This is a genomic window from Avibacterium paragallinarum (assembly GCF_011765605.1).
GTDB classification, from domain to species: Bacteria; Pseudomonadota; Gammaproteobacteria; order Enterobacterales; family Pasteurellaceae; genus Avibacterium; species Avibacterium paragallinarum.
In genome coordinates, this window is record NZ_CP050316.1 from 1,291,818 (window position 1) to 1,306,258 (window position 14,441).

4 protein-coding genes are annotated in these 14,441 nt (G+C 41.0%); 1 reads left to right on the forward strand and 3 read right to left on the reverse strand.

What is annotated here, in order from left to right; translation table 11 throughout:
* Positions 1–11: 11 nt before the first annotated feature.
* The gene (gene serC, locus HBL79_RS06125; RefSeq protein ID WP_035686794.1) at positions 12–1,094 is read right to left on the reverse strand and encodes a 3-phosphoserine/phosphohydroxythreonine transaminase; all 1,083 of its coding nucleotides are present in this window, start codon (positions 1,092–1,094) and stop codon (positions 12–14) included.
* A 216-nt stretch (positions 1,095–1,310) separates the two neighbouring features.
* On the opposite strand from serC, the gene HBL79_RS06130 reads away from it, so the two are divergent.
* Positions 1,311–1,646, forward strand: a complete 336-nt coding sequence (locus HBL79_RS06130) for a DUF496 family protein (RefSeq protein WP_021724151.1) — start codon at positions 1,311–1,313, stop codon at positions 1,644–1,646.
* Positions 1,647–1,753: 107 nt separating this feature from the next.
* Here the strand turns inward: HBL79_RS06130 and HBL79_RS06135 are convergent, their stop codons facing one another.
* Positions 1,754–12,319: a YadA-like family protein gene (locus HBL79_RS06135; protein WP_046097467.1), complete on the reverse strand. Its 10,566-nt coding sequence runs from the start codon at positions 12,317–12,319 to the stop codon at positions 1,754–1,756.
* Between the two features lie 443 nt (positions 12,320–12,762).
* Positions 12,763–14,220, reverse strand: a complete 1,458-nt coding sequence (locus HBL79_RS06140; protein ID WP_035686802.1) for a sucrose-specific PTS transporter subunit IIBC — start codon at positions 14,218–14,220, stop codon at positions 12,763–12,765.
* Positions 14,221–14,441 lie beyond the last annotated feature (221 nt).

Here is a 14,441-nt window from a genome sequence, read left to right on the forward strand (position 1 = left end):
TAAAAATAAAATTAACGATTTTCAGCGGCAAATTTTTCCATAAAGGCAATTAAGGCTTGCACGCCCTCAATTGGCATTGCGTTATAAATGGAAGCTCGCATTCCGCCAATCACTTTATGGCCTTTTAATGCTTGCAATCCCGCTTCGGTAGCTTCGCTAACAAACTTCATATTGAGTTCATCGTTGCCTGTGGTAAAGGTAACGTTCATTAAAGAGCGGTTGTTTTTTGCTACAGAATTATGATAGAAATCGCTTTGATCTAAATAATCATAAAGCAGCTGGGCTTTTTCTTGATTGCGTTTTTCCGCCGCTTTCACGCCGCCACGTTCTAGCAAATATTTGAACACGAGCGAACACAAATACCACGCAAAGGTCGGCGGGGTGTTAATCATAGAATCGCTATTGGCTTGCACTTCATAATTCCAAATAGAAGGCGTGGCTTTGCGTGCTTTGCCGATGAGGTCTTCACGCACAATCACAATGGTAATACCTGCGGGCCCTAAATTTTTCTGCGCACCCGCGTAAATAATGCCAAATTGGTTAATGTCAATTTCACGGGAAAGAATATTAGAAGACATATCTGCCACCAACACCGCATTGCCCACTTTTGGCACATCAAAAATTTCCACACCGCTGATGGTTTCATTCGGGCAATAATGCACATAATCATACTGCTCAGCGATATTGCTAAAATCAAGATTACCAATTTTGAGTTCTTCGCCTTCAGCTAAAATATTGATTTCATCAACTTCGCAAAACAAGCGGGCTTCTTTCGCAGCCGTTGCCGACCAATGACCACTGGTTAAATATAGTGCCTTGCCTTTCTCGCCAATTAAATTCATCGGCACCGCAGCAAATTGCCCTCTCGCCCCGCCTTGTAAAAAGAGAATTTTGTAATTATCAGGAATATGATAAAGGGTACGAAAATCTTTTTCAGCTTGCGTAATCAGCTCCATAAACAATTTCCCGCGATGGCTCACTTCCATCACCGAAGTATGCTGACCTTGCCAATTTAATAGTTCCGCCTGTGCTTGCTCCAAAACTTCACGCGGCATCATTGCCGGCCCCGCACTAAAATTAAATACTTGTGTCATTTTCACTTCCTAATCGTCATAAAAGAATTTGTTAGTTTTATCACCTCAGGGAACGGTAATCAACCGACTTTTATTTAATTCAGAAAAATTTTTGATTTTCCCCACAAAAAGTAGCGGAATGCTTTGACGAAAAAAGCAAAAAAGACTACATTAACTCAGGCAACAGGGTTACACCCGCTTGAATTTCCTTTTAATCTAATCAGAGAGTTTAACTTTATGGAAACTGTGAATAAACAATCTTTCCAAGATGTCTTGGAGTATGTGCGTATGTATCGTTTAAAAAACAAACTATTGCGTGATATGGAGGACAACAACCGCAAAATTCGCGATAACCAAAAGCGTGTCCTTTTACTTGATAATTTAAACCAATATATCCGCGATGATATGAGCGTGGAAGACATTCGCATCATCATCGAGAATATGCGTGATGACTATGAAAGCCGTGTTGATGACTACACTATCCGCAACGCCGATCTTTCCAAACAACGCAAAGAAATCAGCCAAAAAATGAAAGAGCAAAAAAAATTACACGCGGAGCGTTTAAAAAAATAGCTTACCCATAAAAAAAGGACAGGTTGAATAAATCTGTCCTTTTTTATTAATGTCAAATTTCAGCGAATCTCAAATATTGCCCTCTTAAACTAAGAGGGCAAATTATCTTACCATTGATACCCAACGCCAATTCCACCAGTAAAGTCGTTTTGCGTATTATGGCTAGCACTGGCTTTAATGATTAATTTACCATTATCTGCAATACGAGATACCCCTAAGGCAATAGCAGATTGCCCTTTATGGTAACCCGTGGAAACGGCAACCATACTTTTACCTGGAAGATAGGCTTGAGGTAAATTCGCCATTGCAGCGGAAGAAGCCGCAACGCCACTGATGTTTTGAGAAAGATTATTCAGTTGTTGATTGATATTTGATGCAACACCTTTCAACTGACTTACATTCACCGCATCAGTATCGGCAGCTCCAGCAGCTACGTTAGTTAAACGGCGGTATTCTCCCTCTTTACCGAAAGATACCTCACCAATAACCTCACTGCCTTTACCTACAGCTTGCTCGTGGGCATACACAGTGGCAGCTTGTAACGCTTCTAAAGATTGTAAAGCGCGAGCACCACTACCCAATGCAACACTACTTGCATTCGTCTCAACACGCGTGTTATTACCAATGGCAATACCTTGTATGTTTGTATCAAGCCCACTATTGACCACATTAACATAACTGTTACTTCCCATTACTAAGGCACCGTGTGACCCTTGTGTTACCGTCACATTGTTACCCATTGCCATAACACCCTGTGTTTTCTCACTTAATGCGGTGATTTTCTCATTAAATTCCTCGCGTTTTTCCATATAATCCGCAAGTGCGGTGTTATATTCCACCATTTTTTCTAAATAAACATTGACTCTGTTTTGATACTCTTGATCGGATTCATTTTCACCTTTCTTTTCCAATTTACCTGGACGCGTAGGGCGAGTTAATGCTTTCCGTTTTTCAAGTAATGTTGTCAATTCCTTTCCTGAACCAAGCGTACTATCATTACCAACTAAGTAACTGCTTGTTGCATTAATAATACTCGGGTCACCGAAAGCCCCTGAGTTATTCCCGAAAACTTCATTACCTGTTCCGACACTAATGCTATCACTACCGTGAACACTGCCTTCAGAACCAATAACAATACTGTTTTCACCTTTAACCACAGAACCGCTACCCATCGCCAAAGAATTTTCACCTTCTGCACTGGATTGATAACCGACAGCTGTTGCGTAAGCTCCACTTGCACTTGAGTCTTCTGTATTGCTCGCTTGATCTGTCTGTTTTGTTTCACCATCATTAGTATGGAAGAACTTAATCCCTTGCTCGTTCATATTGCTAATTGCAGTATATACCGAGTTGGTTAAATACTCTTTCTGGTCAGAAACATTATAGGTTTTAAGTACAGGTTTACCATCTTGTACAAGAACATCACCACTCGTTTCACCTTCAAAGATGGTACCGTCATCTAATCCTTTATTATCTTTATTAACCTCTTTATTCGCGATATTAATATTACTACTTCCCGTTACAGCTTGAGTAAGTTCTTTTAACTGTGCAATAGTCACAGCATCACCATCATCCTGACCTTTTGCCAAGTTAGTGATCTTATTACCACCGTTATCTAAACCCTTACTACTCAGTGAAACGGAAGGTGCAACACTACCATCATCTTTTGCTGGAGGTGCAATAGTGATTCCCGCCCCATTTACAGTGGTTGTATTTCCTTCTGCGTCTTTAAATTCAGATGATGTTAGGTTTTTCAGATCTTTAGCTAACTGCACTGTTAAGCTATTATCTGTGGCATTACTTTTCACATTAATATTGCCTGTTGCACTCTCAAAGCTTTCTGCTTTAGCTGCATCAACGCCATCACCTACCACTTTAAGTTGCGTACCTAATGGGCGATGAACATTTTCTTCATTGTTACCCACAAAGTCCAATCCAGCTTGAGCAAGTGCTTGTAAATCACCAACCGTTGCCACTTTGTTTAAGTCTGCTCCAGATTTGGTTAATAAACCAGATTGCCCATCGGTTCCTGCAATGGCTTTTTTCGCTGCATCAGCAGTAATTGCTTGAGGGTTTGCCGGATTACCATCCACACCATTATTACCCGCTGAACCATCTAATCCTAACCCACTTTTCACATTGGCGATCTGCGTTGGAGAAGTGGTTGAACCATCTGGATTAACGTTTGATATCACTATATTCGTTGATGGTACAGGTGTTGTATTCGGATTTGGTGTTAATGCTCCCGTTGTAGGATCTTTCGTTAAATCTCCCGCTTTATAATAAGCTGATGAACCATCTGGCGTCGTGATCTTCACTAAACGTTCACCTTGTTCATTGGTATAAACCGTATTACCCGCAGTTCCATCACGCAATGCTTGGATTTTATCTAACACAGAAGTTCCATTTAAACCATCAACACCGCTTGGACCAGTAGCACTATCAATTGGTAAAGTATTCGGTGTGCTTACACCCAATTTATCTGCAAGATCTTTTAATGCTCCTTCTGTAGCTGCATTATTACGGTTATTGCCTGTACCATAATTACTGCTCAATGGGCCATTACCGTCTTGTCCCACTAGAGTGCGATCAGCCAAGTTTGAAATAGTGCCTTTTTCACCATTTACACTGATACCGTCTGAGCCGTCTTTTTTAGTAAAACTCAAACTATCTTTACTCAGTGAAGACTTAGCCCCATCAGGATTTGTCGCATCACTAAAGGTAAGAGATTCTGGCTTAAGTTCCGCTTTATTTTCTCCATTCGTAAGCGTTGTGCCGCCTAAACCATAGCTCGCACTTTGTCCTGCTTTGTCATCAGAGCCTGTAATTGTCATTCCCGCAGAATTAAAGGTAGCACTTTGCCCATCTTTCGTTTCTGTTGTAATAGAAGAAATATTTGAAATCTCTTTCGCCAATTTCACTATTAACGCATTGTTATCAGGATCAGTAACCACACCAATATTATTATCGGTTAATTTCGCTGGATCAGTTACCCCACCTTTCACATCCAGTTGTTCACCTAATTTGCGAGAAACCTTCTCACCACTGTCGCCACCAAAAGATAAGCCTTTATCAGTCAATTCAGTTTCTAATGCGGCGGTAACCTCTGCAAGATCTTCCACATTCACAACACTAGAACCTTTATCTTTTGCCGCTTCTTTAAGGTGATCTAACATTGTTTTATCTTGTGTTTCTGTTGCAGGTTTAATCGCACTTTTCACACCAGATAAGGTTTTATTATTTAATGCGAGATCATCGTCATTAAAGGTTAATTGTGCCTTTTGATCTTCTGGGTTTGTCGATGTTTTATCTGTTACTGAATCTTTGACGCCACCGCCGATACTCGTGATATTCGTTAGCACCTTGCTTAACTGAATCACTAATTTGTTATTCGTTGGATCGCCAAAAACATTGATATTTCCGACCGCACTTGCAAAATTAGTTGCTGGGCTATCGCCTACAATCTCTAATTTCGTGCCAAGTGGACGGTGAACAACCGCATCAGTATTATTTCCATTAAAATCCAATCCTGCTTGAGCCAAGGCTTGTAAATCACCAACGGTTGCCACTTTGTTTAAGTCTGCTCCAGATTTGGTTAATAAACCAGATTGCCCATCGGCTCCTGCAATGGCATTTTTTGCTGCTTCAGCAGTAATCGCTTTTGGATCTGCTGCATTAGCATCTTGACCATTATTGCCAGCTGATCCATCCAACCCTAAGCCACTTTTCACATTACCCATTTGAATTGGGTTTGCTGTGCTGCCATCTGGATTCACTGCTGTTGAAACAATGCTATCTTTAGCAACTTCTTTTGGCGTATCTGTATCACCTAAAGCGGTAGCTGAAGAACCATCTTTCGCAATAGGATTGCCATCTTTAAATGTTGTGCCTTCTGGATACCATTTACCATCAGTCCCTTGCACTTTATTACCCACTTGTTCAGCAGGATAATACTTACCATCAGAACCTTTTACTAAGCGGTTACCATTTGGATCGGTATAAACCACGTTACCCGCCAAACCATCACGCAAGGCATTAGCTTTTTCGGTTAATGTTTTGCCGTCTAAACCATCTTTTCCTGCTGGGCTTTCCGTTGGAGATACTTCTGGTGTATCCGATAAACCTAATTGATTTTTCAGTTCATCTAATTGGGCTTTATTAATTGCAGAATTCTCTGTTGTTCCCGCTGCAACGCCTTTCAATTCAACTGGCATTGTTGATGAACCATCATCACTTGGTTTGCTAAAGGTTAAAGAAGAACCGTCTTCGCTAGGTGCTAAGCTAATTGGTGTTCCACCATTTGTTGCTAGCTTCACGCCCTCAAAAGTTGGGGTTTTCAACATTTCAATGCGTAATGTGCCCTCATCATTATGAGTAATTAGGTTGTCCGCACTGTAATTAGCTTTATTAGTATCGCTATATTTTTCCCCTTTTTTACCTTCAATATTCAAGGTTGAACCTAAGGTTTTATGAATAGATTGAGTGCTTTCCTCATTACCTAAGAAATCAATGCCCGCTTGAGCAAGAGCTTGTAAATCGCCAACGGTTGCTACTTTATTGAGGTTGTTAGCCCCTTCCATTGCCAATAGTCCCGTTTTGCCATCTTTACCATTTAACGCATCTTTCGCTTGTTGTGCGGTGATTGCTTTTGGAGAGGACGTTGTTCCAGTACCGTCTTCTCCAGCACCATCTAAGCCCAAACCACTTTTTACATTGCCCATTTGAACTGGAGAGGTGGTTGAACCATCAGGATTTACCGTAGTGGCAATTAAATTTTCTGTTGGAACAGCCGCAACAGGTTGCCCTTGTTTATCTACAGGCAGTCCTTGATCATTAAATTGCGTACCCGCTGGATAATATTTGCCATCATCCCCTTTCACTAAACGGTTACCTTGTGGATCGGTATAAACCACATTGCCCGCTGTACCATCACGAAGTGCATCGACTTTTTCAGCTAAGGTTTTTCCATTTAAGCCATCAGCTCCCGCAGTACCTGTTGTATCCTCAGGCACAGGCGTACCAATTTGTGAAGCAAGTTCATCAAGTTGCCCTTTCGTTACAGCTGAATCTGCTGTTTCACCTGCTTTTAAGCCATCAAGGACTACTTTGTTATCCGCAGGATTATCTAACGGTGAACCATCTGCTTTGGTTTTTGCTAAAGTCAATTTTCCGTTATCCGCATCAGGTGTTAATGTAATTTTTTCACCTGCAGAAGAGCCTAACTGAACGCTCTCAAAGTTAGGGGTTTTCAGCATTTCAATGCGTAACTTGCCGTTATCACTATGAGTGATCAAATTATCTGCACTATACTTATCTTTATTCGTATCGCTATATATCTCTCCAGATTTCCCTTCAATACTTAACGTTGAACCTAAGGTTTTATGGATCGCTTTATTTGTATCCTCATTACCTAAGAAATCAATACCCGCTTGAGCAAGGGCTTGTAAATCGCCAACGGTTGCTACTTTGTTGAGGTTATTAGCTCCTTCCATTGCCAATAATCCTGGATTACCATCTTTACCATTTAAAGCTTCTTTCGCTTTTTCAGCTGTAATCGCTTTTGGATCAGATACTGAACCTGAACCATCTTTTCCAGTGCCATCTAAGCCTAAGCCACTTTTCACATTGCCCATTTGGGTTGGTGTTGTGGTTGAGCCATCTGGGTTTACTGTTGTAGCCACAATGGTAGATTTATCCACAGGTTGAGTACTATCTGTAGGCAATCCATCGTCTCCCATTGGTGTTCCTGCTGGATAATATTCACCATTAGCCCCTTTAACCAAGCGGTTACCATTTGGATCGGTATAAACCACATTACCTGCCAAACCATCACGCAAGGCATTGGTTTTTTCAGTTAATGTTTTGCCGTCTAAGCCATCTTTTCCTGCTGGGCTAGCTTCTGGTGAGGTTTCTTTTGTATCTGATAAGCCTAATTGATTTTTCAATTCGTCTAATTGGGCTTTATTAATTGCCGACTCATCTGTTGTTCCAGCAGCAATACCTTTTAACTCCACTGGTGTGTTTGTGCCATCAGTCCCATTTTTAGCCAAAGTGAGGGATGTACCATTTGCATCAGGCGTTAAGCTGATTGGTGTTCCGCCATTTGTTGCTAACTTCACGCCCTCAAAAGTTGGGGTTTTCAGCATTTCAATGCGTAATGTGCCACTATCATTATGGGTAATTAGATTGTCCGCACTGTAAGTAGATTTATTGTTATCATCATAAGTAACTCCAGATTTCCCTTCAATTTTCAAAGTAGAACCCAAGGTTTTATGAATGGCTTTGCCTTCTGCTTCATTGCCTAAGAAATCAATACCCGCTTGAGCAAGGGCTTGTAAATCGCCAACGGTTGCCACTTTGTTGAGGTTATTAGCCCCTTCCATTGCCAATAATCCCGGATTACCATTTTTACCATTTAACGCCTCTTTCGCTTTTTCAGCCGTAATGGCTTTTGGATCAGATGGTGAACCAGAAGTACCATCAGCCCCTGTGCCATCTAATCCTAACCCACTTTTCACATTGCCCATTTGGGTTGGTGTTGTGGTTGAGCCATCTGGGTTTACTGTGGTTGTAACAATTTGATCTTTTGCCACTGGTTGAACAGTTTTATCCGTTGGCAAACCATCAGCACCAAGTGCGGTGTCTTTTGGATAATAATTTCCATCTGCCCCTTTTACTAAACGGTTACCCGCTGGATCGGTATAAACCACATTGCCTGCCGTGCCATCACGCAAGGCGTTAATTTGCTCTGTTAGGCTTTTGCCATTTAATCCATCAGCCCCTGCAGGCGAAGTTTGTGCATTCGGTGCGTCAGCTGGAGCAGTACCAATTTTGTTATTAATGGTTTGTAAACTTTCATTCACATTGGTAGGGAGATTATCTAATTTCCCTTTTAACGTGCTATCTAAATCAATGGTTAAGGTTTGCCCTTCTGCTTTTGTAGTAACATAACCTGAAGTCCCATTCACGGCAAGTTTTTGATTTTTCAGATCGACACTTGGAGCGTTAGGATCGTCTAGATCTACAGGAACATTCGTATCCCCAGTAAACTTCAAGCTTGAGCTTAAACCAGAGATTTGCGTATCAGTGTAAGTTTTCGCTTCAGTAACTGCTGGCTCTTTCGCTGTAGTAATATCACTTGTCCAATCTTTCGCTTGGAACAGCACTTCACCATTATCATTCGCTGTAATGGTTAATTTATCATCTGGCGATTTAAAGTTCAGCCCTTGCGATAAAGAAACTGTTTTCGCAGGACTCGCTGTTGATGTACCATTTGTTGAGGTGTAACTTAGATTCACATTCGCAGCTAGTTTATCTGGATTAACTGCCTGATTTACTACCGTTGCAAGGTTTCCAGCCGTGACTAATTTATTTTCATCAGCAGCAGTTGGTGTCGTAATTGTCCCTGTTGTGCTGTCATTTGCTAATGTCGCCGTGTTTACACTAAAACTCACGGTGGCAGGTTTGTCTGCGGTTTTTGCAGTAACTGTTGCTGTGGTGTTGGTGCCATTAACAAAATCTACCGCTTCGGTTGCACCAATATCCCCCACTTCAGAGCCATTGCCTTTCAACTTCCAACCTGTGTTCACTGCGGTAGTAAGTTGATTAACTGCATCGCTAATTGAGGTAGGTGCGGTGTTATTTCCGTTAATTTTTGTGGTTGGGTTAGTATCACCAAGTAAATTTTTAATATTGGTAATATCTCCTGCCGCACTTGTAGAAGAGTTTTCTAATTGGGTCAATTTATCGGTAATTGCCGAATCCAAACCAATCTTTAGCCCATCCACTGTTGCACTTGTTGTAATTTGCCCTGCTGTGCCTAGCACTTTAAGAGTTTGGGTTTTCAGATCGACTTTGGTGTTAGTATCGCCTGTTTCAGTAGCTGCCACATCTTTATTATTATCCCCTCTGAATGCCAAAGAAGAACTTAGGCTACTGGTAGCCGTGTTAATAGCTGTAGCAATATCACCTGCCGTAACTAATTTAGCTGTATCACCAGCAGAAACTTGCCCTGTAGAGTCATTAGTTAAATTCGTGGTTTGCACATCAAACTTCACCGTTGCCACATCACTATTATTAGGCATATCTACACTTGCTGTGGTTAGGTTACCATCGGTAAAGCTTACTTTTTTACCTGCACCAATATCCCCTTTCTTTGTGGTGCCTTGTTGAATTTCCCAACCAGAATTTACCGCATTTGTAATTTGGTTGATGGCTTGCGTAATCGTAGTTGGTGTGGTGGTGTTGCCATTAACGGTTGTTAATGCTGTGTCACCTAATTTATTCGTAATATTTTGAATATCTTGTGTGGCATTAGTCGGTAAATTATTTAATTTATCCTTTAATGAGCTAGCAAGATCAATGGTTAATTCTGTGCCGCTTGCTGAAGTTGTTACAAAATCTTTTGTTCCCTTAATTTTTAAGGTTTCCGTTTTTAAATTAACCTGAGGCTCACCCGTTTTACTGTCACCTTCAAATTTTAAAGTGGAGCTAAGATTGCTAATTTGAGTGGTGGTGAAAGCATTTGCCTCAGTCACGGCGGCGGCTTTTGCTGCATCTTTCGCCGCTTCAATATCCTGTGTTAAATTGGTCGTGCCAGCAAGTTGTTTAATGCCCGCTTCATTTAGGCTAAGTGCAAAGGTTTTCTTTTTCGTTGCGTTATCTGTTGATGGAGAAACAGTCAAGGCTTGTGAAGAGCTAGTTACATCCACTAACCCTGTGATGACATTTTTACCCTCATCGGTAAGATTACTTAACGCAGTATCTGCCTTTCCAGTAGAAAGTTGAGTGATGTTATTTTGAATAGTACTTACATCACCTTGAGTTGTTGCAAGATTATTCTTAGTGGTGGCTAAATCGCCTTCAATCTGATTCACCTTAGTTTCCATTGGAGCCACTTTAGCTAAGGTGGTTTTTGTTGTGTCATCTAGAGAAATTTGCACATCTGAGCCTGAAGCCGTAGTGATAATGCCCCCATCATCAGCCCCCTTAATACCAAAACTAGAATTAGTTTGACGATTTTGTGCTGTCGTTGTACCACTATTGCCTGCTAGAGTTACTGTACTATCTGCAATTTTCTGGATTGCTCCGTGTACGGTATCTTGCCCTGTGTTTCCAATATTAGAAAAAGTCAAGTTACCTAATGTATCGCCATTTGTATTAACAACTGCTGCATTGCCACCTAAATTGCTAACAAGCGTTGTGGCTAAATTACTTAACGCAAGATTGGTGCGATAAAGTTGTGAACCGTTTATCGCGTCTAAAGAAGTTGCACTGATTTGTCCTGCAGCAACGTGTTGTAAGGTTCTGCCAGTGCTTGGTCCAATGCTAAACACACTTGTTGGATTTCCTGTGAAACCACCATAAGTTAAACCGCCAATAGTTGCAGAATCATAAGAACTTGTCCCACGCGTTTCACCGTTGGTTGCAATGGTGGATTGATACCCAATAACAACAGAATTATCATTACCCGTTGGTAAGGTGATTTCATTACCTAGTACAAGAGCATTCTGTGATTGATTTGAAGATCCATTCCCTAAAACAATGGCATTTCGTGCATTCGCTTTGGCTTGCTTACCAATTGCAATCGCCCCTTCTTCCCAGGCTTTAGCTTGATAACCTTGGGCAATGGTATAATTTGTTCTTGCCACAGATTCTGTGCCTACAGCCAGAGCAGCCGTGCCATTAGCCACGGTTTTTACCCCGATAGAAGCAGAACGATCCCCTAACGCAATGGCTTTCACCCCTAGAGCTGCATCTTCTTTATTAGGAGAGTTTTTTTCGATTATAATTTTGCTTGCCATTGTAATTGAGCCATTCTCACCTGTTTGGAGCGTTGAAGGCATCAATTGATATTTTGATGAATTATCTTTAAGTGAGCCTCCACTATAAATCTGTTCGGGCTGAGTTATCGTGCTATGCCCATCCAAATTAATATCATTAAATATATTTAAATTTAGCCTATAATTCCCTAAAGCATTAGAGAATGTCCCCATTGCAACAGAGGCTTCACCCATTCCTTTTGATTCACTACCAAGAGCAACACTGTAATCATCCCGAGCAAGAGCGCGTGTTCCCACAGCCAATGCATTTTTACCACTAGAAACTGCTTTCATCCCAAGTGAAACGGATTGCAACCCCATCGCAATGGATTTAAACCCCAAAGAAACGTTATCCCCACCAGTATTCGCCTGTAATTTAGAATCCGAATTAGGTCTAATGTAAAAAATACCATAGCCGTCTCTTGTAGTCAGCGAGTCAAAGGAATCTGATAAGGTCACCTCTTTGGTTAATACCGAGCTTCCCTTTGCATTACTAAATGCCCCGTAAGCAGTATCCCCAGTACTCCAACCTATAGCCGTTCGCCCAATTACCGTACCATTATTCCCAGCACTCCCCGCATTATCTTTACCCGCATAGGCTCGAGGATCATAAGTATCTCCCTGTCTATAGCCATCTCCTGCTCCAATAGCTATAGCTCCGCCTGCACCACTTCTCGTCACTCCTTCACCTACTGTATAGCTCGCTAATGCAATTGAAGAAAGAGAACTTAATACCACAAATGTAGCAACTTTCTTCCCTTTATTTGCTTTCCCTTTCCCTTTTGCTAATTCTGAAACCACTTTAAATAAGCCTAAAATCGGATCAAAAATCACTTTATAAACTTTGTTCACTCCAACACTCCATAAATTCCTAATTACGATTCTTTAAACAAAAAAGAACACCCGTTTGATTGTATTTCTTTACTGGCTAGAAATCCGTTTCCTACAAAGAATATTATTAATAAAAAACGAAATTTTATAAAAGCACTAATCAGTACTAACATATCATATGAAAAAATGAGTTAGAGTTTATAGATATAAATGAGGCATAACCATACCTCACTTTAATTAGATCGATAATAATTTGGCTATCAATAAGATAGATGAAAGGAATTTACATACAGAAACAGGCTTACAAATAACATATAGATATAAAAAGCATTTTTTAAATAACTATTTTTGTTTTCGGCTGTAAAATATATTTCCTTGCAGGTTTAACACGATGGTGAATTTCCTATGCCTTCTTAAATATAAAAAAGCAGATCGGGGATCTGCTTTTCTTCGTATTTGCTTTTTTATTTTACTTGAGCTCGTTTGACCAAAATCACAGAAAGGCTGAAAGCAACAACAAAGGAAATCACCATTCCAATGCTGTACATCGCAAGGCTATCTGGTTTGATAGATGGAATCCCCAACAACCCTGCCGCTCCCAACGCTTGTGCTTTTACATTGAAGAAGGCAATAAACGCACTGGATAAACCTGAGCCAATCATTGCGGCTAGGAATGCTTGGCGATAGCGTAAATTCACCCCAAACATTGCGGGTTCGGTGATACCTAATAATGCGGAAATCCCTGAAGGCACGGCTAAGCCACGTACTTTTGGATCTTTCAATGCGAATGCCACACCTAAACAAGCCGCACCCTGTGCGATGTTAGACATTGCGGCGATTGGGAAGATGAATGTACCGCCTGATAATGCCATATTAGAAAGCAGTTGCGTTTCCACCGCGATAAAGGTTTGGTGCATACCTGTAATCACAATTGGAGCATAGAATGTTCCGAAAATACCACCGCCGATAAAGCCAAGTTTATCATATAACCAAGTTAAGCCGATGGTGATCAAATCCCCCGCTTCACGTCCAATAGGCCCAATCACCGTAAATGCTAATAATCCCGCGATAAATAGCGAGAACATTGGGGTGATAAGGTTATCTAAATAAGAAGGGATAAATTTGCGGAAGGTTTTTTCTAAGGTTGCCAATACCCAAGCGGAAATTAAGGTTGGAATCACTGTGCCTTGATAGCCCACTTTTTCAATTTCTAAACCGAAGACATTCCAGTGGGTAATTTTGCCTTGTGCGGCGGTGAGGGCATAATTCCAGCCGTCAGCTAATGCGGGGTGAACCAACAACATTCCCAATGCTGCCCCTAAAAATGGGTTTCCACCAAATTTGCGTGTTGCGGAAAAACCGAGTAGCACAGGAAGGAAAACGAAGGGTGCGTTAGCAATGGTATTAATAAAATCAACCAAATCAGAAAGATTGCTGAAGCGATCCACAACAGAATAACCCGTGATAGGTTGCCCTGAATCGCGTAAGGCTTGTGGCACGTCCCAGAAAAACCCTTGAGCCGTGAGCATACTGTGAATACCCATTAACAAACCGCCTGCCACAATCGCAGGGATAATCGGCACAAAAATATCTGCCAAGCCTTTCACTAAACGCATTAGTAGCCCTTGATTGTCCGCCGAGGCTTGTGCCACTTCGTTTTTGGTCATATCGCCGATGTTGAGCTGTTTTGCCATTTCATCGTGAACTTTATTTACCGTTCCCGAACCAAAAATAATTTGATATTGCCCAGACACCGAGAATTGACCTTTCACCCCGTCAATATTTTCAATGCCTTGTTTGTCAATTTTGTTTTCATCTTTCACGACAATGCGTAAACGCGTCGCACAATGGGCTAAAGCATTAATATTGTCTTTGCCGCCCAGTTTTTCAATCACTTGTTTAGCGATATTGGGGAAATTCATAAGATTGTCCTCTTAATTGCGATTAATAAAATAAACGAATTCTAACTAAAACGATTAAGCGTGGCTAGTCTGAAAGCGAAAAAATTTCACTGCGAGATCAAACTACACTTATTTAACCACTAAAAAACGACACGCTCTAATCCTCCCAAAAACATACAAAAAAATCACCGCACTTTTTCGTTATTATTTTGAGTAAAATTGATCCATATCGTTATGCGAGT

Coding starts and splice junctions, on each gene's coding strand:
- HBL79_RS06130 (WP_021724151.1), top strand. CDS start 1,311: ATGGAAACTGTGAATAAACAATCTTTCCAAGATGTCTTGGAGTATGTG.
- serC (WP_035686794.1), bottom strand. CDS start 1,094: ATGACACAAGTATTTAATTTTAGTGCGGGGCCGGCAATGATGCCGCGT.
- HBL79_RS06140 (WP_035686802.1), bottom strand. CDS start 14,220: ATGAATTTCCCCAATATCGCTAAACAAGTGATTGAAAAACTGGGCGGC.